A 23,059-nucleotide genomic window follows, 5' to 3' on the forward strand; every position below is an offset into this window, starting at 1 on the left:
GAAGCCGACCCAAAACCTGCACCCGCGATGTCCCAGATTCAATTCAGGTTTTGGGGCCGCTGCGCGACCCATCGGGGATAAATCCCCTCACCACAAATCCCGCTCCCACAGGTTTGGGTGGTGTTTCGACTAAATTGCGACGCTCATGAACACCGGGGATTTGGCCAGCGCAAACAGGCTGAACACCCGCCAGTTCTGCTCACGCCGGAAGTACCCTTTGACGAACTCGGCCTTGGAGCCCTGGCGCTTGCTGATCGACAGCGGTTCAAAGCTGTCTTGCTCGAAATGCTGCAGGCCGAAGACCTCATCGACCATCAGCCCGGCAAACACGTCGCCATGCTCCACCACCAATACCCGCCGCTGCTTACGAAGCGGTGAAAGCTCATGCCCGAAGAAACCGCACAGGTCCATGATCGGCAGCAACCGCCCACGCAGGTTAGCCACCCCTTTGACCCAAGGTTTGACCCCAGGCAACTGAGTGCAGCGCGGCTCGTGCAGCACTTCGCTGACTTCGCCCATCGGCGCGACATACCAGTGTTCGCCGAGGCGAAAACCGATACCGCTCCAGCGATCCTGACGCGCCGGTTGCGATGGCAGGTCGGCCGCGAGCAAGCGGCAGCGCTGGTCAATCTGCCAGAGCAGTTCGAACGCGGTCAGCGATTCGCTCATGGCCGCGCGATCAACCGGCCAGCACGTTGTTCAGGGTCTTGATCAGAGTCTCTTCATCGACCGGTTTGGTCAGGTAGTCCTTGGCGCCTTGGCGGGTGCCCCAGACCTTGTCGGTTTCCTGATCCTTGGTGGTGATGATGATCACCGGGATGTGCCCGGTGTCAGGGTCCTTGGTCAACTGACGGGTCGCCTGAAAGCCGTTGAGGCCGGGCATGACAATGTCCATCAGCACCGCGTCGGGTTTTTCCTGACGGGCCAGGGCAACGCCGTCGGCGCCATTTTCGGCTTTGAGCACTTCATGGCCGTGCTTTTCCAGCATGCCGGTCAGTTTGTACATTTCAGTCGGCGAATCATCGACGATCAGGATACGTGCCATGGTTTTCCCCATTTTTCTTGTCGACATCCGGCCCGCTGGCCGAGCGTCACTGTACGTGTCTTACTGCGGCAAAGCGGCGGCAAAGCCCGGAACATGGGCCTGGATCGCGCTGAGCAGTTCTTCCTTGCTGAAAGGCTTGGTCAAAAATTGATCGGAGCCGACAATCCGCCCCTTGGCCTTGTCGAACAGCCCGTCCCGGGACGACAGCATGATCACCGGCGTGGCCTTGAACGCACTGTTGTTCTTGATTAAAGCGCAGGTCTGATAACCATCCAGACGCGGCATCATGATGTCGACAAAGATGATGCCGGGATGGTTGTCGGCGATCTTCGCCAAAGCGTCGAAACCGTCGATCGCCGTGATGACTTCGCACCCCACATTTTTCAACAAGGTTTCAGCGGTGCGGCGAATCGTTTTCGAGTCGTCGATCACCATGACCTTCAAGGCGCTGGACTGCTGTTCCATAAGGGGGCTCTACCGTCGCCTTTGCGAATCAAATTGTCCGTTTTGCGATGAGTAATGGCTGGAAACCCTTGATGTTCAAGGGCCAGCACTGCATGGCAGCCTTTTTAGCACAGTCTCCAGATGCAATCTATCGACGGGTTTTCCCTTGACCGCAAACCCGCCCGGCGCCACTCTGGCGGCACTTTTTTCATACCGATCCGGTAGCCAATTTTCGAGGAAAACCCAATGAGCGTTCGCGTCGGGATTGTCATGGACCCTATCGCCAGCATTTCCTATAAAAAGGATAGCTCGCTGGCCATGCTGCTGGCTGCGCAGAAGCGCGGCTGGGAACTGTTCTATATGGAACAGCGCGACCTGTATCAGGCCGAAGGTCAGGCACGGGCGCGGATGAAGCCGCTGCAAGTGTTCGCCAACCCGGAAAAATGGTTCGAACTGGACGCCGAGCAGGACAACCTGCTGAGCGATCTGGACGTGATCCTGATGCGCAAGGATCCGCCGTTCGACATGGAGTTCGTCTACTCCACCTACCTGCTCGAGCAGGCAGAAACCGCCGGCGTGCTGGTGGTCAACAAACCGCAAAGCCTGCGCGACTGCAATGAAAAGCTGTTCGCCACGCTGTTCCCGCAGTGCACGCCACCGACCATCGTCAGCCGCCGCGCCGATGTCCTGCGCGAATTCGCTGCCAAGCACGGCGACGTGATCCTCAAGCCGCTGGACGGCATGGGCGGCACCTCGATCTTCCGTCACCGTGCCGGCGATCCGAACCTGTCGGTGATTCTCGAAACCCTGACTGCCCTCGGCGGCCAGCAGATCATGGGCCAGGCCTACCTGCCGGCGATCAAGGACGGCGACAAACGCATCCTGATGATTGACGGCGAGCCGGTGGATTACTGCCTGGCGCGGATTCCGGCCCAGGGCGAAACCCGTGGCAACCTCGCGGCCGGTGGTCGTGGTGAAGCGCGTCCGCTGACTGAAAAGGATCGCTGGATTGCCGCTCAGGTCGGCCCGACGTTGCGCGAGAAGGGCCTGCTGTTCGTGGGTCTGGACGTGATCGGCGAAAGCCTCACCGAAATCAACGTAACCAGCCCGACCTGCATCCGCGAAATCGACAACGCTTTCGGCACCGACATCGGCGGCATGCTGATGGATGCCATCGACAAGAAGCTGCAAGCCGCCGGCAAAAAGCCGCAAGCTTGATGTGTGTCACATGCAGTCTGTCGCTTGAAGCGTGAAGCCCAAGGCGTGAAACCAACATTGCGTTATCATGCGCAGCCTCTGAAAAGCGCGATGTTGGTTTTCTTGTCATGACCCTCCCGTCCGATCTGCCCGCAGAACTCGCCCATCGTGGCGTGCGCCCGGCCGATCGCCTCGGATTTACCCTGTTTCTCGCAGCGCTGATTCACTTGGCGCTGCTGCTGGGCGTCGGCTTCACCATGGTCGAGCCCAAGCAGATCAGCAAAACCCTGGAAATCACCCTCGCCACCTTCAAGAGCGAAAAGAAGCCCGAGAAGGCTGACTTCCTCGCGCAAGAGCATCAGGAAGGCAGCGGCACGCTGGACAAGAAGGCGATTCCGAAGACCACCGAGGTCGCGCCGTTCCAGGACAACCAGGTCAAAAAGGTCACGCCGCCGCCCGCCGCCAAGCCTGAAGTACAGGAAGCCGCGCCCAAGGCTGCGGTGACGACTGTCGCGCCTAAGCCGAAAAAAGCCCCGACCAAAAAAGAAGAAACCAAGACCGAGGTCAAACCGACCGTCGACGCGCCGGAGTTCGACAGCTCGCAGTTGTCCAGCGACATCGCCAGCCTCGAAGCGGAACTGGCCAAGGAACAACAGCTGTACGCCAAGCGTCCGCGAATTCACCGCTTGAGCGCGGCGTCGACCATGCGTGACAAAGGCGCTTGGTATAAGGACGACTGGCGCAAGAAGGTCGAGCGCATCGGCAACCTGAATTATCCGGAAGAAGCACGGCGCAAGCAGATCTACGGCAATTTGCGCCTGATGGTCTCGATCAACCGCGACGGCTCGCTGTATGAGGTGCTGGTGCTGGAATCGTCGGGGCAGCCGCTGCTGGATCAGGCGGCACAGCGCATTGTCCGACTGGCGGCGCCATTTGCACCGTTTACCGGTGATCTATCGGATATCGACCGACTGGAAATCATCCGCACCTGGAAATTCGCAAGGGGCGACAAGCTCTCCAGCAATTAAGAGAAAGATCAAAAGATCGCAGCCTTCGGCAGCTCCTACAATTGCCCCGCATTCCCATGCAGGAGCTGCCGAAGGCTGCGATCTTTTGGCTGCTTCAGCTTGTCAGTTCGCCCCTTGAACGCCACACTAGCGCACATGAAAAACGTCAGCCCCAGCTACCTCAAGCATCACTTCCTGATCGCCATGCCACACATGGCCGACCCGAACTTTGCCCACACCTTGACCTACATCGTCGAGCACACGGCCAATGGTGCCATGGGGATTGTGGTCAACAGGCCGCAAGAGTTGAATCTGGCTGACATCCTCGAGCAACTGCGACCGGACATCGATCCGCCGGGCCTCTGCCAGCATGTACCGATCTTCATTGGCGGCCCGGTGCAAACCGATCGCGGTTTTGTCCTGCACCCAGCGGGCAAGACCTTCCAGGCCACCGCCCAGCTCGACGGCGACCTGGCACTGTCCACTTCGCAGGACGTGCTGTTCGCCATCGCTGACGGCGTGGGCCCGGCAAAAAGCCTGATCGCCCTCGGTTACGCCGGTTGGGAAGCCGGGCAACTGGAAGCCGAAATGGCCGACAACGCCTGGCTGACCTGCCCATATGACACCGACATTTTGTTCAACACCAGCAGCGAACTGCGTCTGGACGCGGCAGCCAGGCACTTGGGGATCGACCTCAACCTGCTGACCAGCCAGGCAGGTCACGCCTGATGGCCCTGCGCTTGATTCTCGGCTTCGACTACGGCACCAAACAGATCGGCGTTGCCGTCGGCCAGGTGATCACCGGTCAGGCCCGCGAGCTGTGCACCTTGAAAGCACAAAACGGCGTGCCCGACTGGAATCAGGTCGAAGCCCTTATAAAGGAATGGAAACCCGACGCCGTCGTCGTTGGCCTGCCGCTGAACATGGACGGCACGCCCAGCGAGATGTGCCTGCGCGCCGAGAAGTTCGCCCGCCGCCTCAACGGCCGCTTCAATGTGCCCTTCTATACCCACGACGAACGCCTGACCACTTTCGAGGCCAAGGGCGAACGTCTGGTGCGCGGCGGCCAGAAGGGCAGTTACCGCGACAACCCAGTGGACGCCATCGCCGCCGCTCTGCTGTTGCAGGGCTGGCTCGATGAAAACACCGCACTGTTTGAATCCTGACTGCATTTAATTCTGAAAAGCGCTACGGCGCTTTTCTTTTGGCTAAACCCCCAGCCACGTCCGGCAGGACGCGGCTCGGGTCGAAGAAGGAGCAACCATGAGCCTGCCCAATCCCGCCGATCTGATCAGCCAGATGGCGACACGCCTCAAGGCGCACCTTGCACAGCGTGATATCAGCGAACCGCGTTACATCGGCATCCGCACTGGCGGCATCTGGGTCGCGCAAGCCTTGCTCAAGGAATTGGGCAGCGACGCGCCGCTGGGCACGCTGGATGTTTCCTTCTACCGCGACGACTTCAGCCAGAACGGCCTGCACCCACAAGTGCGCCCGTCCGCCCTGCCCTTCGAGATCGAAGGCCAGCATCTGGTGCTGATCGACGACGTACTGATGAGCGGCCGCACCATCCGCGCCGCCATGAACGAACTGTTCGACTACGGCCGCCCGGCCAGCGTGACACTGGTCTGCCTGCTTGACCTGGACGCCGGCGAGCTGCCGATCCGCCCGAACGTGGTGGGCGCGACCCTGTCGCTGGCCACCCACGAGCGCGTGAAGCTGTCAGGCCCCGAGCCGCTGACGCTCGAACTGCAAGACTTTGCCCTTTAATCCGCCCTATTGAGAGTCCCCCTCGCGATGACGCCTCTAGATACCAAGCGCCCGCTGCAGCTCAATGATCAGGGCCAGCTGCGCCACTTCCTCTCGCTCGACGGCCTGCGCCGCGAGTTGCTGACGGAAATCCTCGATACTGCCGACTCGTTCCTCGAAGTCGGAGCCCGGGCCGTGAAAAAAGTCCCGTTGCTGCGCGGCAAGACCGTGTGCAACGTGTTCTTCGAAAACTCCACGCGCACCCGCACCACCTTCGAACTGGCGGCCCAGCGGCTGTCGGCGGACGTGATCACCCTGAACGTGTCGACTTCGTCGGCGAGTAAAGGTGAAACCCTGCTCGACACCCTGCGCAACCTTGAAGCCATGGCCGCCGACATGTTCGTCGTGCGTCACGGGGATTCCGGCGCCGCGCACTTCATCGCCGAGCATGTCTGCCCACAAGTGGCGATCATCAACGGCGGCGACGGCCGTCACGCTCACCCGACGCAGGGCATGCTCGACATGCTGACAATCCGTCGGCACAAGGGCGGTTTCGAAAACCTCTCGGTGGCCATCGTCGGCGACATCCTGCACTCGCGGGTCGCGCGTTCGAACATGCTTGCCCTGAAAACCCTCGGCTGCCCGGACATCCGCGTGATCGCGCCGAAAACCCTGCTGCCGATCGGCATCGAGCAATACGGCGTGAAGGTTTACACCGACATGACCGAAGGCCTGAAAGACGTCGACGTGGTGATCATGCTGCGCCTGCAGCGTGAACGCATGACCGGCGGCCTGCTGCCAAGCGAAGGCGAGTTCTACCGCCTGTTCGGCCTGACCACCGCGCGCCTGGCCGGGGCCAAGCCCGATTGCATCGTCATGCACCCGGGGCCGATCAACCGTGGCGTGGAGATCGAGTCGGCGGTGGCCGACGGCCCGCACTCGGTGATCCTCAATCAGGTCACTTACGGCATCGCGATTCGTATGGCTGTGTTGTCCATGGCCATGAGCGGGCAAACAGCCCAGCGCCAATTCGAGCAGGAGAACGCCCAGTGAAGCTCAGCATTCTCGGCGCCCGCGTCATCGATCCAAGCAGCGGCCTGGATCAAATCACCGACATTCACGTTGAAGCCTGCAAGATCGTCGCCCTCGGCGCGGCACCGGCCGGTTTCAGCGCTGTAGAAACTATCGACGCCTCAGGCCTTGTGGCCGCTCCGGGGCTGGTCGATCTGAACGTCGCCCTGCGCGAGCCGGGCTACAGCCGCAAAGGCAGCATCGCCAGCGAAACCCGCGCGGCAGCGGCGGGCGGCGTGACCAGCCTGTGCTGCCCACCAAAAACCAAACCGGTGCTCGACACCTCCGCCGTGGCCGAACTGATCCTCGACCGCGCCCGCGAGGCCGGCAACACCAAGGTGTTCCCGATTGGCGCACTGAGCAAAGGTCTGGACGGTGAGCAACTGGCCGAACTGGTTGCGTTGCGCGACGCCGGTTGTGTGGCGTTCGGCAACGGTCTGGAGAGTTTCCGCAACACCCGCACCCTGTGCCGGGCGCTGGATTACGCGGCGACGTTCGACCTGACGGTGATCTTCAACTCGCAGGATCACGATCTCGCAGAAGGCGGCCTGGCCCATGAAGGCGCGGTCGCCAGTTTCCTCGGCCTGCCGGGCATTCCGGAAACCGCTGAAACCGTGGCGCTGGCCCGTGATCTGCTGCTGGTCGAGCAAACCGGCGTGCGCGCGCACTTCAGCCAGTTGACCAGCGCTCGCGGCGTGGCCCTGATCGCTCAGGCGCAGGCCCGTGGCCTGAAGGTGACGGCGGATGTCGCGCTGTACCAACTGATCCTGACCGACGAAGCGCTGATCGATTTCAGCAGCCTCTATCACGTCCAGCCGCCGCTGCGCACCCGCGCGGATCGCGATGCCCTGCGTGAAGCAGTGAAGTCCGGTGTGGTCTCGGCGATTTCCAGCCATCACCAACCCCACGAGCGTGATGCCAAACTGGCACCGTTCGGCGCGACCGAGCCAGGCATCAGCAGCGTTGAATTGCTGCTGCCGCTGGCGATGACGCTGGTTGAGGATGGCTTGCTCGATCTGCCGACACTGCTGGCGCGCCTGAGCGCTGGCCCGGCTGAGGCGCTGCGCCTGCCGGCGGGCAAACTGACGGTGGGGGGTGCAGCGGATATCGTGCTGTTCGACCCGAAAGCGTCGACTGTGGCTGGCGAAGGCTGGTTGTCGAAGGGTGAGAACTGCCCGTTCCTTGGGCACAGTCTGCCGGGTGTGGTTCGTTACACCCTGGTGGATGGGCGGATCAGCCACCAGGCTTGATACCGAGTTGCCCCATTCGCGAGCAGGCTCGCTCCCACATTGGATCTGTGAACAACACAAATCCCCTGTGGGAGCGAGCTTGCTCGCGAAGACTTACTGGAAGGCGCCGCGATTCTGCATGTTGCGCACCGACACTTGGTCATTCAGCGTCCAGAAGTCATACAGCACGCCAATAAAGAACAACCCGCCCGTCAGCAGGTAGATCAACCCGCTGATCCACTTTCCCTGGTACATCCGGTGCACACCGAACACCCCAAGGAACGTCAGCAGAATCCACGCTACGTTGTACTCGATCGGCCCCTCGGCAAACCGCAAATCTGCCTCGCGATCCATCGCCGGGATCAGAAACACGTCGATCAGCCAGCCAATGCCCAGCAAACCGAAGGTGAAGAACCAGATCGTTCCGGTCACTGGCTTGCCGTAATAAAAACGGTGAGCGCCGGTAAATCCGAAGATCCACAGCAGGTAACCGATGAGTTTGCTGTGGGTGTCTTTTTCCTTCACACGGGGTAGCTGATAGCTGTTCATGAAGACCTCGTTTCACTCGATAGATAAATATTCTTGAATTCTTTGTGACTTTTTTACAGGTAGCCGACGTATGGCAAATGTTACCGTTGCAACCGTCAAAGCCTTATAGCACCGGACTTCTGTCAGACAATCGCGTCAATTTGCCGCTTATTTGGTTCCGTTGCCTGCCGATTGAATCGACCAACGGACTCGGAAGGGACAAAAAAGCTGTTATAAAGTTGCGCGCTACCACTTAAGAGCCACGCCTAATGCGACCATTTTTCAAGACATGGCTAACTATTTGCCTATTAATGCCACTGGCCGCCCACGCCACCAATCGTGAGCAACGTCTTCCCAACGTTAACGGCTTTACCCCTAAATCCCATGCTTCTGCCCCTTCGAGCAAAAGCAAGCAAAGCAAAGTCACCACGCTGAGCAGCAAGGGCAACAGCAAGCTGGTGCCACCGATGGCGAGCAAGGAAAGCAGCAATGTCCTTAGCCGCGCGGTGAACGTCCTCGGTACTCCTTATCGTTGGGGCGGCAGTAGCCCAAGTAAAGGCTTCGACTGCAGCGGTCTGGTGAAATACGCGTTCAACGACGCCACGTTCGACCTGCCACGCACCTCCAACGCCATGGCCAGCGGCCACGGCGAGAAAGTCGAGCGCAAGGATCTGAAACCGGGCGACCTGATCTTCTTCAACATCAAGAGCCGTCAGGTCAACCACGTTGCCATCTACCTGGGCAACGACCGCTTCATCCACGCACCGCGCCGTGGCAAATCGGTGAGCATCGATACGCTGAACAAGCCGTATTGGCAAAAGCATTACGTGGTTGCCAAGCGGGTGTTGCCGAAAGAACCTGCCAGCAAGCAGTTGCGTGTAGTTCAACGCTAACACCGCGGATCGTCCCCACGCTCTGCGTGGGAACGATCACGCCTCTCTCAGAAGTTATCCGGCGTACGCGCCTTCTCCCGCGCATGCTCCCGGCTGATCAAGCCCTTGGTCACCAGATCCTTCAGGCACATGTCCAGTGTCTGCATCCCCAACGACCCACCCGTCTGAATAGACGAATACATCTGCGCCACCTTGTCCTCGCGGATCAGGTTACGGATCGCCGACGTGCCGAGCATGATCTCGTGCGCCGCCACGCGCCCGCCGCCGATCTTCTTGATCAGCGTCTGCGACACCACCGCCAGCAACGACTCCGACAGCATCGAGCGCACCATCGACTTCTCGTCACCGGGGAATACGTCCACAACCCGGTCGATGGTCTTGGCTGCCGAAGTGGTGTGCAGCGTGCCGAACACCAGATGCCCGGTCTCCGCGGCGGTCAGTGCGAGGCGAATGGTTTCCAGATCGCGCATCTCGCCCACCAGAATCACATCCGGGTCTTCCCGCAGCGCTGAACGCAAAGCGGTGGCGAAACTGCGGGTATCGCGGTGGACTTCGCGCTGATTGATCAGGCATTTGCGCGATTCGTGAACGAATTCGATCGGGTCTTCGATGGTGAGGATGTGGTGATGGCGATGGGTGTTGAGGTAATCGATCATCGCCGCCAGCGTGGTCGACTTGCCGGAACCGGTCGGCCCGGTGACCAGCACCAGTCCACGCGGGGCGTCGGTGATCTTGCGGAAGACATCACCCATGGCGAGGTCTTCCATGCTCAGCACTTTCGACGGGATGGTGCGAAATACCGCGCCGGCACCACGGTTCTGATTGAAAGCGTTGACCCGGAACCGCGCGACACCGGGGACTTCGAAGGAAAAGTCGGTTTCCAGATGTTTCTCGAAGTCGACGCGCTGGGTGTCGTTCATGATGTCGTAGATCAATTCGTGCACTTGCTTGTGATCCAGCGCCGGCAGATTGATCCGCCGCACATCACCATCGACGCGGATCATCGGCGGCAGACCGGCCGACAGGTGCAGGTCGGAAGCTCCCTGTTTGGCGCTGAAGGCCAGTAGTTCAGTGATATCCATAGCGCTCCTCAATTCCAGTAGAATGCCGCGAACCTTCAGACCGCTGGCGCCTCTTGATGTCCACGATAGCAGACAACATTCAACTGGTTAGTTCGCGCATCCAGGCTGCCACCGCAGCGGCCGGGCGCACTGAAAACAGCGTGCAGTTGCTCGCGGTCAGCAAGACCAAACCCGCCGAAGCCCTGCGTGAAGCGTATGCCGCCGGCCTGCGCGACTTTGGCGAGAACTATCTGCAGGAAGCCATGAGCAAACAGCTCGAACTGGCCGACCTGCCCTTGATCTGGCACTTCATCGGCCCCATTCAATCGAACAAGACTCGCGCCATCGCCGAGCATTTCGAGTGGGTGCATTCCGTGGATCGTCTGAAAATTGCCCAGCGTCTGTCCGAACAGCGCCCGGCGGATCTGCCGCCACTGAACATCTGCATTCAGGTCAACGTCAGCGGTGAAGCCAGCAAGTCCGGCTGCACCCCGGACGACCTGCCGGCCCTGGCCAACGCCATCAGCGCCCTGCCGCGCTTGAAACTGCGCGGTTTGATGGCGATCCCCGAGCCGACCGAAGATCGCGCCGAACAGGATGCCGCTTTTGCTGCCGTGCAACGTTTGCAGGACAGCCTGAATCTACCGCTCGACACACTTTCCATGGGCATGAGCCACGACCTCGAGTCGGCCATTGCCCAGGGCGCCACCTGGGTTCGTATCGGTACGGCCCTTTTCGGCGCCCGCGACTATTCCCAATCTTGAACATTTCTGGATAAGGACCTGACATGAGCGACACACGTATTGCCTTTATCGGTGCCGGCAACATGGCCGCCAGCCTCATCGGCGGCCTGCGGGCCAAGGGTCTGGAAGCCGCGCACATCCGCGCCAGCGACCCGGGTGAAGAAACCCGCGCCAAAGTCAGCGCCGAACACGGCATCGAAACCTTTGCCGACAACGCCCAGGCCATCGATGGCGTCGACGTCGTCGTCCTGGCGGTCAAACCTCAGGCAATGAAAGCCGTGTGCGAAGCGATTCGCCCGAGCCTGAAACCGAATCAACTGGTGGTCTCGATTGCCGCCGGCATCACTTGCGCCAGCATGACCGCATGGCTCGGCGAGCAGCCGATCGTGCGTTGCATGCCCAACACCCCGGCGCTGCTGCGTCAGGGCGTCAGCGGCTTGTACGCCACCAGCGAAGTCACCGCCCACCAGCGCCAGCAAGCCGAAGAGCTGCTGTCCGCCGTCGGCATCGCTTTGTGGCTGAACGAAGAACAGCAACTGGACGCGGTGACTGCAGTGTCCGGATCCGGCCCTGCGTATTTCTTCCTGCTGATCGAAGCCATGACCGCCGCTGGCGTCAAACTCGGTCTGCCGAAAGAAACTGCCGAACAACTGACGTTGCAAACCGCTCTGGGCGCCGCGCACATGGCGGCTTCCAGTGACGTCGATGCCGCCGAACTGCGCCGTCGCGTGACCTCGCCGGCCGGCACTACTGAAGCTGCAATCAAATCGTTCCAGGCCGGTGGTTTCGAAGCCCTGGTAGAAAAAGCACTCGGCGCCGCCGCGCACCGCTCGGCCGAAATGGCCGAACAACTGGGCAAATAAGGAGCCTTAAATGATTGGATTGAACACCGCAGCGGTTTACGTGCTGCAAACCCTCGGCAGTCTGTACCTGCTGATCGTACTGCTGCGCTTCGTCCTGCAACTGGTACGGGCGAATTTCTACAACCCGCTTTGCCAGTTCATTGTCAAAGCGACTCAGCCGCTACTCAAGCCACTGCGCCGGATCATCCCGAGCATGTTCGGCCTGGACATGTCGTCGCTGGTACTGGCAATTCTGGTTCAACTGGCGTTGATGGCGCTGACCCTGCTGCTGACTTACGGCACCACCGGTAACCCGCTGCAACTGTTTATCTGGTCGCTGATCGGCGTGACCGCGCTGTTTCTGAAGATATTCTTCTTCGCCCTGATCATCAGCGTGATCCTGTCGTGGGTCGCCCCGGGCAGCCACAACCCGGGCGCTGAGCTGGTCAACCAGATCTGCGAACCGGCCCTGGCGCCGTTCCGCAAGTTCCTGCCGAGCCTCGGCGGGCTCGACCTGTCGCCGATCTTCGCGTTCCTGGCGCTGAAGCTGATCGACATGCTGGTGATCAACAACCTCGCGGCGATGACGATGATGCCGGAAATCTTGCGCCTGCTGATGTGAGCTGGTTTCGCTGGGACGGTGACGACCTGATTCTGGAATGTCACCTGCAACCTGCGGCCCGTAGCGATGACTTCGCCGGGTTGCATGGTGATCGGCTGAAGATCCGCCTGACCGCGCCGCCGGTCGAGGGCAAGGCCAATGCGTATCTGATGGGCTTTCTGGCCAAGGCTTTTGGGGTTTCCAAGAGCCAGGTCAGTCTGCTTAGCGGTGAGTTGAACCGGCAGAAGCGGGTGAAGATTTGCTCGCCGAAGAAGTTGCCGGAATTGCCTGACCTGATGCGCTCCTGATCACCCTGTGGCGAGGGGATTTATCCCCGATGGGTCGCGGAGCGGCCGCCTGGTTGTTGCCAACCCCAATCACTTGGCACTGCCAAGTGATTACAGGGCTGCTACGCAGCCCATCGGGGATAAATCCCCTCACCACAGGGGACTTCGCTCAATGAACGATCATGCCCGATCGTTGCTTGCCGCTAACCCCCCCGGTCTTTAGACTTACGCCTCATTTCAACGAGAGCAGGGTCGATGCCAACTGCCTTTCCCCCCGATTCTGTTGGTCTGGTGACGCCGCAAACGGCGCACTTCAGCGAACCGCTGGCTCTGGCCTGTGGCCGTTCGCTGGCCGCTTATGACCTGATCTACGAAACCTACGGCACGCTGAACGCGCAGGCGAGCAACGCCGTGCTGATCTGCCACGCCTTGTCCGGCCATCACCACGCCGCTGGCTATCACAGCCCCGACGACCGCAAGCCCGGTTGGTGGGACAGCTGCATCGGCCCCGGCAAACCGATCGACACCAGCAAATTCTTCGTGGTTAGCCTGAATAATCTGGGCGGCTGCAACGGTTCCACCGGCCCGAGCAGTATTAACCCGGAGACCGGCAAACCGTTCGGTGCCGACTTCCCGGTACTCACCGTGGAAGACTGGGTACACAGCCAGGCGCGTCTGGCCGACCTGCTCGGCATCGGCCAATGGGCAGCGGTGATCGGCGGCAGCCTCGGCGGCATGCAGGCGCTGCAATGGACCATCACTTACCCGGATCGCGTGCGCCATTGTCTGGCGATCGCCTCGGCCCCCAAGTTGTCGGCGCAGAACATCGCCTTCAACGAAGTGGCGCGCCAGGCGATTCTTACAGACCCGGAATTCCACGGCGGTTCGTTCCAGGAAGCGGGCGTGATCCCCAAACGCGGCCTGATGCTGGCGCGGATGGTCGGGCACATCACCTACCTGTCCGACGATTCCATGGGCGAGAAATTCGGCCGAGGCCTGAAGAGCGAAAAGCTCAACTACGACTTCCACAGTGTCGAGTTCCAGGTCGAAAGCTACCTGCGTTACCAAGGCGAAGAGTTCTCCGGACGCTTCGACGCCAACACCTATCTATTGATGACCAAGGCGCTGGATTACTTCGATCCGGCAGCGAACTTCGACGATAACCTGGCGAAAACCTTCGAGAACGCCACGGCCAAGTTCTGCGTGATGTCGTTCACCACTGACTGGCGTTTTTCCCCGGCTCGTTCACGCGAACTGGTGGACGCGCTGATGGCAGCACGTAAAGACGTCAGCTACCTGGAAATCGACGCGCCGCAGGGCCACGACGCCTTCCTGATTCCGATCCCGCGCTATTTGCAGGCGTTCGGCAATTACATGAACCGCATTTCGTTTTGAGAAAGCCATGAGAGCTGATCTGGAAATCATCCAGGAATGGATCCCCGCCGGCAGCCGCGTCCTCGACCTGGGCTGTGGTGACGGCGAGTTGCTGACCTGGCTGCGCGACCACAAGCAGGTCACCGGTTATGGCCTGGAAAACGACGCCGACAACATCGCTCAATGCGTGGCCAAAGGCGTCAACGTCATCGAGCAGGATCTGGATAAAGGCCTGGGCAACTTCGCCAGCAACAGTTTCGACATCGTGGTGATGACCCAGGCGCTGCAAGCCGTGCATTACCCGGACAAGATCCTCGACGAAATGCTGCGGGTCGGGCGTCAGTGCATCATCACCTTCCCCAACTTCGGTCACTGGCGCTGCCGCTGGTATCTGGCGAGCAAGGGGCGGATGCCGGTCTCCGAGTTTCTGCCGTACACCTGGTACAACACGCCGAACATCCACTTCTGCACCTTCGAAGACTTTGAAGAACTTTGTCGCGAACGTGATGCGAAGGTCATTGATCGGCTTGCCGTGGATCAACAGCACCGCCACGGGTGGGCCAGTAAGCTATGGCCTAATCTGTTAGGTGAAATTGGTATCTACCGCGTCAGCAGCCCGGTGCTTGCAGATCATCGGGTCGCGGTCTGAGCCACGACATTTCGAGGAGGATGATCATGGGTCGTTTAGCGTTGTTGTTAATCACTGCCTGCCTGAGCGTCGGCGCGATGGCCGCCGATGTCATCAAGGGCGAGCGAAAGGAAGTGTTCGGTGATGTCACCGTGCACTACAACACCTTCAACTCCACCTTCCTGACGCCGGACATCGCCAAGGCTGCCGAGCTGATCCGCAGCAAGAATCAGGGCGTGATCAACGTCTCGGTGATCAAGGGTGGCAAACCGTTGATCGCCAACGTTACCGGCACGGTCAAAGACCTGACCAGCCAGAGCGTGCCGCTGAACTTCAAGCAAGTCACCGAGCAGGGTGCGATCTATTACATCGCCCAATACCCGGTGCCTCAGCAGGAAACCCGCACCTTCGAAATCAAGGTGCAGACCGGTGACAAGATCGACACCATCAACTTCAACCAAGAACTTTTCCCCGGCGAATGATGAATCTCAAGCAGCTCGTACTGGCCAGCCATAACGCCGGCAAACTCAAAGAACTCCAGGCCATGCTCGGCGACTCGGTGCAACTGCGCTCGATCGGCGAGTGGAGCAAGGTCGAGCCGGAGGAAACCGGTCTGTCGTTCGTCGAGAACGCGATCCTCAAGGCGCGTAACGCCGCACGTATTTCCGGGCTGCCGGCGCTGGCCGACGACTCCGGTCTGGCAGTGGATTTCCTCGGCGGTGCACCGGGCATCTATTCGGCGCGTTATGCCGACGGCAAGGGCGATGCGGCGAACAACGCCAAGCTGCTCGACGCCCTCAAAGACGTGCCTGAAGCCGAACGCGGCGCGCAGTTCGTCTGCGTGCTGGCGCTGGTGCGTCACGCCGACGATCCGTTGCCGATCCTCTGCGAAGGCCTGTGGCACGGACGCATCCTGACTGCCGCCAGCGGCGAACACGGTTTCGGCTACGACCCGCTGTTCTGGGTGCCGGAGCGCGATGTTTCCAGCGCTGAACTGAGCCCGGCCGACAAGAATCAGATCAGCCACCGCGCCCGTGCAATGGATCTGCTGCGCCAGCGTCTGGGCCTGAAATGACCGACACCCCCTTTGCGTCGTCGCTGATCATCGGCGGCGCCGCTTCTTCGCCTCGGGCGCCGCTGCCAACGCTGCCGCCCCTGGCGCTGTACATCCATATCCCATGGTGCGTGCGCAAATGCCCGTATTGCGATTTCAACTCGCACACCGCCAGCCCGGTGCTGCCGGAGCAGGAATACGTCGACGCGTTGCTGGCCGATCTCGATCAGGACCTGCATGCGGTTTATGGCCGTGAAATCAGCTCGATTTTCTTCGGTGGCGGTACACCGAGCCTGTTCAGCGCCCAAGCCCTTGGGCGTTTGCTGGAAGGCGTCGAGCAGCGCATTCCGTTTGCCAAAGACATCGAGATCACTCTGGAAGCCAATCCCGGCACCTTCGAACAAGAGAAGTTTGTCGCGTACCGCAAGCTGGGGATCAATCGCCTGTCGATCGGTATCCAGAGTTTCCAGCAGGAAAAGCTCAAGGCGCTCGGCCGTATTCATAACGGCGACGAAGCAGTACGCGCGGCAGGCATGGCGCGGCAGGCCGGGTTCGATAACTTCAACCTCGACTTGATGCACGGCTTGCCCGATCAGTCGCTGGACGACGCCTTGAGCGATCTGCGCCAGGCCATCGAACTGCAGCCGACGCACATTTCCTGGTATCAGCTGACGCTTGAGCCGAACACGGTGTTCTGGAACCAGCCGCCGGTGCTGCCGGAAGACGACACGCTGTGGGACATTCAAGAGGCCGGGCAAGCGCTACTGGCCGAGCACGGTTACGCGCAATACGAAGTGTCGGCTTACGCCCAACCCGGTCGCCCGGCGCGGCATAACCTCAATTATTGGAGTTTCGGCGACTTCATTGGCATCGGTGCCGGCGCTCACGGCAAACTCAGCCATCCGGACGGGCGCATCGTGCGTACCTGGAAGACGCGCCTGCCGAAGGACTATCTCAACCCGGCGAAAAGCTTCCAGGCCGGCGAGAAAGCCCTGGCCAACGATGAGATGCCGTTCGAGTTCCTGATGAACGCCTTGCGCCTGACCGAAGGCGTCGAATCGCGCCTGTATCCGGAACGCACCGGCCTGTCGCTGGAAAGCCTCGCCGAAGGCCGGGCAGCGGCAGAACAAAGCGGTCTGTTGCAGGTCGAACCGTCACGTCTGGCGGCCACCGAGCGCGGACAGCTGTTCCTCAACGACTTGCTGCAACAATTCCTGAACTGAGCCCAACCCTCAACTTCTGTCCCAAGGGAAAACGCATGGATTTGATACTCGACCTGCTCGCTACCGTCTCCCGCTGGAGCCGCAGCAACCTCTCGGAAATCGCATTGGCGCTGGTCGGCTGCCTGCTGGTGCTGTTCGGCGCCGACTTCAAAGGCTGGGTCGAACAACGCTTGGGCAGCATCGCCGGCGCCCTGCGCGTACCGCTGATGGCCCTGCTGTGCTTGATTGGCAGCGGTGCAGCACTGATCTACGCCACACCTTGGGTAATCAAGGGATTGAGCCAGTTCAACAATTACAGCTTGGCACCGGTGCTGTTGGTGGTGCTGGTGTTGATCGGCGTAGTCGCAGACCGCCGCTGATCATTGAATTCAAACAGGGAAGTTCATGAGCAAGAAACAGATGGACGAAACGAGCAAGTTTCTCAGCTATGTGTTGCGCCACGAGCCTCAGGCCATTGGCCTGAGGCTGGACTCTGAAGGCTGGGCGAATATCGAAGCGCTGATCAGCGGCGCGGCACGCGACGGTCGCACTCTCGATCGCGCGCTGATCGAAACTGTCGTGGCGAGCAGCGACAAGAAACGCTTTTCGATATCCGAGGACGGCCAGCAGATCCGCGCCGTGCAGGGTCACTCGACCAAGAGCGTGGAGCTGCAGTTTGAGGAAAAGCAGCCACCAGAAACGCTGTATCACGGCACGGCGACGCGCTTCATGGACTCGATCAACCAGCAAGGCTTGATCCCCGGATCGCGTCACCACGTGCATCTCTCGGCAGAAACCACCACCGCCTCAGCCGTAGGCCAACGCTACGGCACCGTGGTGATCCTGAAAGTCGCCGCGCGGCAGATGCAGGAACAAGGTTTCAAGTTCTATCAGGCCGAGAATGGCGTCTGGCTAACAGAGCAAGTACCAGTGCGCTTCATCTCTACGTTGTAGTCCTCGACACGTTCGTCATCTATTCAGCGCTGGCTTTGACCTCACTTCGAATCATCGCACTGAGCCCGTAGTAGTCCTTACAGCCCAACGCTTCTGCATTGTCCAGATACGCAATATTCTGACCGTCGTGACGGTCATTCTCGTTTACACGCGTCAGCGCAAGAATGTAGTTGGCCTCAGCCCGATATTGATCTTCTGACAATAACAGCGCGACAGCGCGGGCCCGCATTGCCGCCAATTTGCCTTGCTGTCCGGCGGTCGCCCTCTCGTCGAAGAAGCACAGCGAACGCTTGGCCTGCAAAGGATAGACGTGGGCATAAGCGTCGGGCTTGCTCAATAACTGTTGCAGCGACTGCAAGAACTTCAAATGATCCGCGTTTTGCAGATCAAACCTTTCGTATGCCTTGTCGCATAAATGGTAGTAACCCACCGCAGCCGCCAGCAACCCCTGATCCATGGCTTTCTGGTAAAGGCCACAGGCCTCCATCCGCGTTCGCTCAGAGAACATCGGATTGTCCTGAAGGTTGGCCAGCAAGTACGTTGCGAGCATATGCCCGCCATCCGAGGCCTTTTTCAGATTGTCTGCAAGCGCTGCAAAATCGCCTTCGGCATTGCGCAACTGCTCCGGCGTATACGCGAGTTCCGGCTCCCCGGCGCCTTCCCGCCTGATCCGCTCATCGGCGTCACGCTGGATTTTTTCGGCCACTCTTTGCGCGCTGGCGAAGTATTCATCGGGCGTTACCACGCGCTCGCAAGCCGCTGAAAACAGCAGACCCAACAACAGCATGCAGGTGAAAAGGGCTTTCAAGACTCGTCTTCCTTTACAAGTGGGGGGGGGGACGAAGATCTTTCGGCGGATCACCAGCAATCTTGAACAAACTCCGAAAACAATTGTGGGAGCTCGCTCGCGAAAACTTGGTGTCAGTCAACTCAGTGCTGAATGATCCATCGCATTCGCGAGCAAGCTCGCTCCCACAGGTTTATCTACAGATTTTATTGCGTAAGGCTCAGGACAGTTTTTCGAACTTCAGGTCCCATACGCCGTGGCCAAGTCGTTCGCCGCGGCGTTCGAACTTGGTGATCGGGCGTTCGGCCGGGCGTGGCACGCATTTGCCGTCTTCGGCGAGGTTGCGGTAGCCCGGGGCGACGTTCATCACTTCCAGCATGTATTCGGCATACGGTTCCCAGTCGGTGGCCATGTGCAGAATACCGCCGACCTTCAACTTGCTGCGCACCAGTTCAGCGAACGACGCCTGAACGATACGACGCTTGTGGTGACGGCTCTTGTGCCACGGATCCGGGAAGAACAGCATCAGGCGATCAAGGCTGTTGTCGGCGATGCAGCGGTTGAGCACTTCGATCGCGTCGCAGTCGTAAACGCGCAGGTTGGTCAGGCCCTGAGTCAGCACGCCATTGAGCAGCGCGCCGACACCCGGACGGTGAACTTCAACGCCGATGAAATCCTGCTCCGGTGCCGCTGCAGCCATTTCCAGCAGCGAGTGGCCCATGCCGAAACCGATCTCCAGCGAGCGCGGCGCCGAGCGGCCGAACACCTGATCGTAATCCACCGGTGCGTCAGCCAATGGCAGCACGAACAGCGGCGTGCCTTGATCCAGACCTTTCTGCTGGCCTTCGGTCATGCGCCCGGCGCGCATCACGAAACTCTTGATGCGGCGGTGTTGGCGCTCGTCGCCCTCTTCCGTCTGGATAGGCGTGTCGTTCGATTCAGTCATCAATGGCTCTTACTTGATCAGACCATCCAGCGGCGAAGAGGCGCTGGCATAGAGTTTTTTCGGCATGCGGCCGGCGAGGTAGGCCAGACGGCCCGCGACGATCGCGTGTTGCATGGCTTGGGCCATCATCACCGGTTGACCGGCGTGGGCGATGGCCGAATTCATCAGCACCGCGTCACAGCCCAGCTCCATGGCAATGGTAGCGTCGGAAGCGGTACCGACACCGGCATCCACCAACACCGGGATCTTGGCTTCTTCGAGGATGATCTGCAGGTTGTACGGGTTGCAGATCCCCAGACCCGAACCGATCAGACCGGCCAGCGGCATCACCGCGATGCAGCCGATTTCCGCGAGTTGACGGGCGATGATCGGGTCATCGCTGGTGTAGACCATCACGTCGAAACCTTCCTTGACCAGCGTTTCGGCGGCCTTGAGGGTTTCGATCACGTTGGGGAACAGGGTTTTCTGGTCGGCCAGCACTTCCAGCTTCACCAGGTTGTGGCCGTCGAGCAGTTCGCGGGCCAGGCGGCAGGTGCGCACGGCTTCGATGGCGTCGTAGCAACCAGCGGTATTCGGCAGGAAGGTGTAGCGATCCGGCGACAGCACGTCGAGCAGGTTCGGCTCGCCTTCGATCTGGCCGAGGTTGGTGCGGCGCACGGCGAAGGTGACGATTTCGGCACCCGAGGCTTCGATCGCCTGGCGGGTTTCTTCCATGTCACGGTACTTGCCGGTACCGACCAGCAAACGCGACTGGTAAGTACGACCGGCCAGCACAAAAGGCTTGTCGCTACGAACGATGCTCATGGGGAATCCTCTTTAAAGGTGAGGGTCTTGCAGAATTCTGTGCCCTTGCGGGCCGAACGACTAGCCGCCGCCGATGGCGTGCACGACTTCGACATTGTCGCCGTCGTTGAGCGTGGTGTCGGCATGCTGGCTGCGCGGGACGATATCCAGATTGAGTTCGACTGCTACCCGGCGTCCGGTCAGATCCAGACGGGTCAGCAGGGCCGCAACGGTTTCACCGTCGGGCAGTTCAAGGGATTCGCCGTTCAACTGAATGCGCATGCGCAAGGCCGCCATCATTTTTAGGGGCTGGCATTCTAGCCCGATCAGACGGGGCGACCCAAGCCATTCATCGTGAAATGGACTACCCGGTCAGCTCAGCCGCCAGGCGGCCAGCCCCAGGCACAGCCAGCCGATCAGAAACGCCAGGCCGCCGAACGGGGTGATGATGCCAAGCTTGCTGATGCCGGTGATGGTCAGTAGGTACAGACTGCCGGAGAACAACAAAATGCCGATGGAGAACGAAACGCCAGCCCAGGTCACCAGCCGCCCCTGAATCTGTGTGGCCAGCAGCGCCACGCCGAACAGCGCCAAAGTGTGCACCAGTTGATAGGTGACGCCGGTGTGGAAAATCGCCAGATACTCGGGCGTCAGGCGGTTTTTCAGGCCGTGGGCGGCGAATGCACCCAATGCAACCCCGGTAAAACCAAAGAAAGCGGCCAGCATCAGAAAGCCACGCAGCATGTGGAACTCCAGTCAGACTCGATCGGCAGGGTCTGTATAATGGCCCGCTCCACGGGTTCGGCCAAGCCATCTCTATGCTCCGTTCAATTTTCCGTCGTCTCACGAAGGCCCTGCTCTGGTTCGCGGGCGGCAGCGTATTGCTGGTCCTGTTGTTTCGCTTCGTGCCGCCGCCCGGCACGGCGCTGATGGTCGAGCGCAAGGTCGAATCCTGGGTCGACGGCGAGCCGATTGACCTGCAACGCACCTGGAAACCGTGGGATGAGATCTCCGATGATCTTAAGGTGGCGGTCATGGCCGGCGAGGATCAGAAGTTTCCCGAGCATTGGGGCTTTGATTTCAGCGCCATCCAGGCCGCGCTGGCCCATAACGAACTCGGAGGCTCGATTCGCGGCGCCAGTACGTTGAGCCAGCAAGTGTCGAAGAACCTGTTTCTGTGGGCCGGTCGTAGTTATCTGCGAAAAGGTCTGGAAGCTTGGTTTACCGCGCTGATCGAGGTGTTCTGGCCCAAGCAGCGGATTCTTGAGGTGTATCTGAACAGCGTCGAGTGGGATGACGGGGTATTTGGCGCTGAAGCGGCGGCCCGGCATCACTTTGGCGTAAGCGCCAAGTCGCTGTCCCGGCAGCAGGCAAGCTATTTGGCAGCTGTCCTGCCGAACCCACGGGTCTGGAGTGCGAGCCATCCGACAGCGTATGTTTCGCGCCGAGCCGGGTGGATTCGCCAGCAGATGAGTCAGTTGGGCGGGACGAGCTATCTGCTCGGGCTCAATGATTCGCGCCGGGCGCCCTGGGCGCAGTAGCGCCATAAAGCAAAAGATCGCAGCCTTCGGCAGCTCCTACAGAGGATTGCATTTCACCTGTAGAAGCTGCCGAAGGCTGCGATCTCTTGATCTGCTGAACGAAAACGCCCCGATCATTGCTGATCGGGGCGTTTTTATTTGCCGAGGCGCCGGTTACGCGGCAATCGACAACTTGAGCTTGTTCATCGCGCTCTTTTCGAGCTGACGGATACGCTCGGCCGACACGTTGTACTTCTGCGCAAGGTCGTGCAGCGTGGCTTTTTCTTCTGCCAGCCAGCGCTGGTAAAGGATGTCACGGCTGCGTTCGTCCAGCACTTCCAGCGCTTCGTGCAGATTGCTGTTGGAGTTGTCGCTCCAGTCGGCATCTTCCAGTTGACGCGCCGGGTCGTACCGGTGGTCTTCCAGATAGTTGGCCGGCGACTGGAAAGCGCTGTCGTCGTCCGCTTCCGCGGCCGGGTCGAAGGCCATGTCGTGGCCGGTCAGGCGACTTTCCATCTCGCGCACTTCCCGCGGCTCGACGCCGAGGCTTTCCGCCACACGGTGGACTTCCTCGTTGTTCAGCCACGCCAGACGTTTCTTCTGACTGCGCAGGTTGAAGAACAGCTTGCGCTGGGCCTTGGTGGTCGCGACTTTCACAATGCGCCAGTTGCGCAGGATGAACTCGTGAATTTCCGCCTTGATCCAGTGCACGGCGAACGACACCAGACGCACACCCATTTCCGGGTTGAAGCGCTTCACAGCCTTCATCAGGCCGACGTTACCTTCCTGGATCAGGTCAGCCTGAGCCAGACCGTAGCCGGAATAGCTACGGGCAATGTGTACGACAAAACGCAGGTGGGCGAGCACCATCTGCCGAGCCGCCCCCAAATCCTGCTCATAGTAGAGACTCTCGGCCAGTTCACGCTCCTGCTCCGGCGTCAGCAGTGGAATGCTGTTCACGGTGTGCACATAGGCTTCCAGGTTCGCACCTGGAACCAACGCGTACGCAGGTTGCAAAGAATTGGTCATACGAAAAAACCTCCGACTTACATAACTCGCGCCTTTCGGCACTGCGAAAAATTGACCGGGAACTCAAGTACAAGTTCCCAAAAAA

At 60.2% G+C, this 23,059-nt stretch carries 31 protein-coding genes; 20 read left to right on the forward strand and 11 right to left on the reverse strand.

Annotation, left to right across the window (positions count from 1 at the left end):
• Positions 1 to 129 precede the first annotated feature (129 nt).
• Genes ACA069_RS26725 through pilG form a run of 3 tightly spaced genes read right to left on the reverse strand, consistent with a single transcriptional unit; the run spans position 130 to position 1,510 of the window.
• Positions 130 to 669 carry a chemotaxis protein CheW gene (locus ACA069_RS26725; protein WP_187679025.1) on the reverse strand — a complete coding sequence of 180 codons (540 nt, stop codon included), beginning with the start codon at positions 667 to 669 and terminating at the stop codon, positions 130 to 132.
• 10 nt (positions 670 to 679) lie between these two features.
• Entirely contained in the window at positions 680 to 1,045 is a 366-nt protein-coding gene (gene pilH, locus ACA069_RS26730) for a twitching motility response regulator PilH (protein WP_027926574.1), read from the reverse strand.
• A gap of 60 nt (positions 1,046 to 1,105) precedes the next feature.
• Positions 1,106 to 1,510, reverse strand: a complete 405-nt coding sequence (gene pilG, locus ACA069_RS26735; RefSeq protein WP_187679026.1) for a twitching motility response regulator PilG — start codon at positions 1,508 to 1,510, stop codon at positions 1,106 to 1,108.
• 225 nt (positions 1,511 to 1,735) lie between these two features.
• Here pilG and gshB point away from each other — a divergent pair, with 225 nt between their 5' ends.
• The 7 genes from gshB to ACA069_RS26770 all read left to right on the forward strand — a co-directional run bounded on the left by gshB (position 1,736) and on the right by ACA069_RS26770 (position 7,763).
• Positions 1,736 to 2,707 (forward strand): glutathione synthase, encoded by a 972-nt coding sequence (gene gshB / locus ACA069_RS26740; RefSeq protein ID WP_489879325.1) that lies wholly within the window; start codon positions 1,736 to 1,738, stop codon positions 2,705 to 2,707.
• Between the two features lie 107 nt (positions 2,708 to 2,814).
• Positions 2,815 to 3,714, forward strand: a complete 900-nt coding sequence (locus ACA069_RS26745; RefSeq protein ID WP_008077848.1) for an energy transducer TonB — start codon at positions 2,815 to 2,817, stop codon at positions 3,712 to 3,714.
• 135 nt (positions 3,715 to 3,849) lie between these two features.
• Entirely contained in the window at positions 3,850 to 4,422 is a 573-nt protein-coding gene (locus ACA069_RS26750) for a YqgE/AlgH family protein (protein ID WP_100846946.1), read from the forward strand.
• Positions 4,422 to 4,859, forward strand: a complete 438-nt coding sequence (gene ruvX, locus ACA069_RS26755; RefSeq protein ID WP_008077844.1) for a Holliday junction resolvase RuvX — start codon at positions 4,422 to 4,424, stop codon at positions 4,857 to 4,859. Before ACA069_RS26750 ends, ruvX begins: the two co-directional genes overlap by 1 nt.
• A 97-nt stretch (positions 4,860 to 4,956) precedes the next feature.
• Positions 4,957 to 5,463 (forward strand): bifunctional pyr operon transcriptional regulator/uracil phosphoribosyltransferase PyrR, encoded by a 507-nt coding sequence (gene pyrR / locus ACA069_RS26760; protein ID WP_187679028.1) that lies wholly within the window; start codon positions 4,957 to 4,959, stop codon positions 5,461 to 5,463.
• 27 nt (positions 5,464 to 5,490) lie between these two features.
• Complete coding sequence (locus ACA069_RS26765; protein ID WP_007913665.1) at positions 5,491 to 6,495, forward strand: aspartate carbamoyltransferase catalytic subunit; 1,005 nt, start codon at positions 5,491 to 5,493, stop codon at positions 6,493 to 6,495.
• Positions 6,492 to 7,763, forward strand: a complete 1,272-nt coding sequence (locus ACA069_RS26770; protein ID WP_497615524.1) for a dihydroorotase — start codon at positions 6,492 to 6,494, stop codon at positions 7,761 to 7,763. The genes ACA069_RS26765 and ACA069_RS26770 overlap by 4 nt, the downstream gene beginning before the upstream one ends.
• 93 nt (positions 7,764 to 7,856) lie before the next feature.
• Here ACA069_RS26770 and ACA069_RS26775 read toward each other — a convergent pair whose 3' ends face one another.
• Positions 7,857 to 8,291: an NINE protein gene (locus ACA069_RS26775; RefSeq protein WP_187679030.1), complete on the reverse strand. Its 435-nt coding sequence runs from the start codon at positions 8,289 to 8,291 to the stop codon at positions 7,857 to 7,859.
• 248 nt (positions 8,292 to 8,539) lie between these two features.
• Here ACA069_RS26775 and ACA069_RS26780 point away from each other — a divergent pair, with 248 nt between their 5' ends.
• Complete coding sequence (locus tag ACA069_RS26780; protein WP_187679031.1) at positions 8,540 to 9,163, forward strand: C40 family peptidase; 624 nt, start codon at positions 8,540 to 8,542, stop codon at positions 9,161 to 9,163.
• Positions 9,164 to 9,210: 47 nt separating this feature from the next.
• Here ACA069_RS26780 and ACA069_RS26785 read toward each other — a convergent pair whose 3' ends face one another.
• Complete coding sequence (locus tag ACA069_RS26785; protein WP_187679032.1) at positions 9,211 to 10,245, reverse strand: type IV pilus twitching motility protein PilT; 1,035 nt, start codon at positions 10,243 to 10,245, stop codon at positions 9,211 to 9,213.
• A 56-nt stretch (positions 10,246 to 10,301) separates the two neighbouring features.
• Between ACA069_RS26785 and ACA069_RS26790 the strand changes: the two genes are divergently transcribed.
• From ACA069_RS26790 to ACA069_RS26840, 11 genes are all read left to right on the forward strand, one after another.
• A complete protein-coding gene (locus tag ACA069_RS26790; protein WP_497615525.1) occupies positions 10,302 to 10,988 on the forward strand; it encodes a YggS family pyridoxal phosphate-dependent enzyme in 687 nt (228 codons plus the stop codon).
• A 23-nt stretch (positions 10,989 to 11,011) separates the two neighbouring features.
• Positions 11,012 to 11,830, forward strand: coding sequence for a pyrroline-5-carboxylate reductase (proC, locus tag ACA069_RS26795; protein WP_497615526.1), 819 nt, complete (start codon positions 11,012 to 11,014; stop codon positions 11,828 to 11,830).
• Between the two features lie 10 nt (positions 11,831 to 11,840).
• The gene (locus ACA069_RS26800; protein ID WP_187679035.1) at positions 11,841 to 12,431 is read left to right on the forward strand and encodes a YggT family protein; all 591 of its coding nucleotides are present in this window, start codon (positions 11,841 to 11,843) and stop codon (positions 12,429 to 12,431) included.
• Positions 12,428 to 12,718 (forward strand): DUF167 domain-containing protein, encoded by a 291-nt coding sequence (locus tag ACA069_RS26805; protein ID WP_401269367.1) that lies wholly within the window; start codon positions 12,428 to 12,430, stop codon positions 12,716 to 12,718. Before ACA069_RS26800 ends, ACA069_RS26805 begins: the two co-directional genes overlap by 4 nt.
• A gap of 234 nt (positions 12,719 to 12,952) precedes the next feature.
• Positions 12,953 to 14,092 (forward strand): homoserine O-succinyltransferase MetX, encoded by a 1,140-nt coding sequence (gene metX, locus ACA069_RS26810; protein ID WP_497615527.1) that lies wholly within the window; start codon positions 12,953 to 12,955, stop codon positions 14,090 to 14,092.
• Between the two features lie 7 nt (positions 14,093 to 14,099).
• Positions 14,100 to 14,720 (forward strand): methionine biosynthesis protein MetW, encoded by a 621-nt coding sequence (metW, locus tag ACA069_RS26815; RefSeq protein WP_095186989.1) that lies wholly within the window; start codon positions 14,100 to 14,102, stop codon positions 14,718 to 14,720.
• Between the two features lie 26 nt (positions 14,721 to 14,746).
• Positions 14,747 to 15,181 carry a DUF4426 domain-containing protein gene (locus ACA069_RS26820; RefSeq protein ID WP_187679038.1) on the forward strand — a complete coding sequence of 145 codons (435 nt, stop codon included), beginning with the start codon at positions 14,747 to 14,749 and terminating at the stop codon, positions 15,179 to 15,181.
• Positions 15,178 to 15,774, forward strand: a complete 597-nt coding sequence (rdgB, locus tag ACA069_RS26825) for an RdgB/HAM1 family non-canonical purine NTP pyrophosphatase (RefSeq protein WP_095186987.1) — start codon at positions 15,178 to 15,180, stop codon at positions 15,772 to 15,774. The genes ACA069_RS26820 and rdgB overlap by 4 nt, the downstream gene beginning before the upstream one ends.
• A complete protein-coding gene (gene hemW / locus ACA069_RS26830; protein WP_489879321.1) occupies positions 15,771 to 16,976 on the forward strand; it encodes a radical SAM family heme chaperone HemW in 1,206 nt (401 codons plus the stop codon). The genes rdgB and hemW overlap by 4 nt, the downstream gene beginning before the upstream one ends.
• Positions 16,977 to 17,011: 35 nt before the next feature.
• Positions 17,012 to 17,335 carry a DUF3392 domain-containing protein gene (locus tag ACA069_RS26835; protein ID WP_008083808.1) on the forward strand — a complete coding sequence of 108 codons (324 nt, stop codon included), beginning with the start codon at positions 17,012 to 17,014 and terminating at the stop codon, positions 17,333 to 17,335.
• A 25-nt stretch (positions 17,336 to 17,360) separates the two neighbouring features.
• Complete coding sequence (locus ACA069_RS26840; RefSeq protein ID WP_401269376.1) at positions 17,361 to 17,909, forward strand: RNA 2'-phosphotransferase; 549 nt, start codon at positions 17,361 to 17,363, stop codon at positions 17,907 to 17,909.
• A gap of 19 nt (positions 17,910 to 17,928) precedes the next feature.
• Here ACA069_RS26840 and ACA069_RS26845 read toward each other — a convergent pair whose 3' ends face one another.
• The 5 genes from ACA069_RS26845 to ACA069_RS26865 form a co-directional block, all read right to left on the reverse strand.
• The gene (locus ACA069_RS26845) at positions 17,929 to 18,717 is read right to left on the reverse strand and encodes a hypothetical protein (protein WP_489879319.1); all 789 of its coding nucleotides are present in this window, start codon (positions 18,715 to 18,717) and stop codon (positions 17,929 to 17,931) included.
• Between the two features lie 199 nt (positions 18,718 to 18,916).
• Positions 18,917 to 19,642: a tRNA (guanosine(46)-N7)-methyltransferase TrmB gene (trmB, locus tag ACA069_RS26850; protein WP_497615528.1), complete on the reverse strand. Its 726-nt coding sequence runs from the start codon at positions 19,640 to 19,642 to the stop codon at positions 18,917 to 18,919.
• A gap of 9 nt (positions 19,643 to 19,651) precedes the next feature.
• Positions 19,652 to 20,446, reverse strand: coding sequence for a thiazole synthase (locus tag ACA069_RS26855; protein ID WP_042561554.1), 795 nt, complete (start codon positions 20,444 to 20,446; stop codon positions 19,652 to 19,654).
• A gap of 60 nt (positions 20,447 to 20,506) precedes the next feature.
• A complete protein-coding gene (gene thiS, locus ACA069_RS26860; RefSeq protein WP_167394879.1) occupies positions 20,507 to 20,707 on the reverse strand; it encodes a sulfur carrier protein ThiS in 201 nt (66 codons plus the stop codon).
• A 90-nt stretch (positions 20,708 to 20,797) separates the two neighbouring features.
• Entirely contained in the window at positions 20,798 to 21,169 is a 372-nt protein-coding gene (locus tag ACA069_RS26865) for a DUF423 domain-containing protein (RefSeq protein ID WP_401269382.1), read from the reverse strand.
• 74 nt (positions 21,170 to 21,243) lie between these two features.
• Here ACA069_RS26865 and mtgA point away from each other — a divergent pair, with 74 nt between their 5' ends.
• The gene (gene mtgA / locus ACA069_RS26870; RefSeq protein WP_187679043.1) at positions 21,244 to 21,966 is read left to right on the forward strand and encodes a monofunctional biosynthetic peptidoglycan transglycosylase; all 723 of its coding nucleotides are present in this window, start codon (positions 21,244 to 21,246) and stop codon (positions 21,964 to 21,966) included.
• A 153-nt stretch (positions 21,967 to 22,119) separates the two neighbouring features.
• On the opposite strand, the gene rpoH is transcribed toward mtgA, so the two are convergent.
• Positions 22,120 to 22,974, reverse strand: a complete 855-nt coding sequence (rpoH, locus tag ACA069_RS26875; protein WP_007913617.1) for an RNA polymerase sigma factor RpoH — start codon at positions 22,972 to 22,974, stop codon at positions 22,120 to 22,122.
• Positions 22,975 to 23,059 lie beyond the last annotated feature (85 nt).

This window comes from Pseudomonas sp. LBUM1652 (assembly GCF_059716105.1).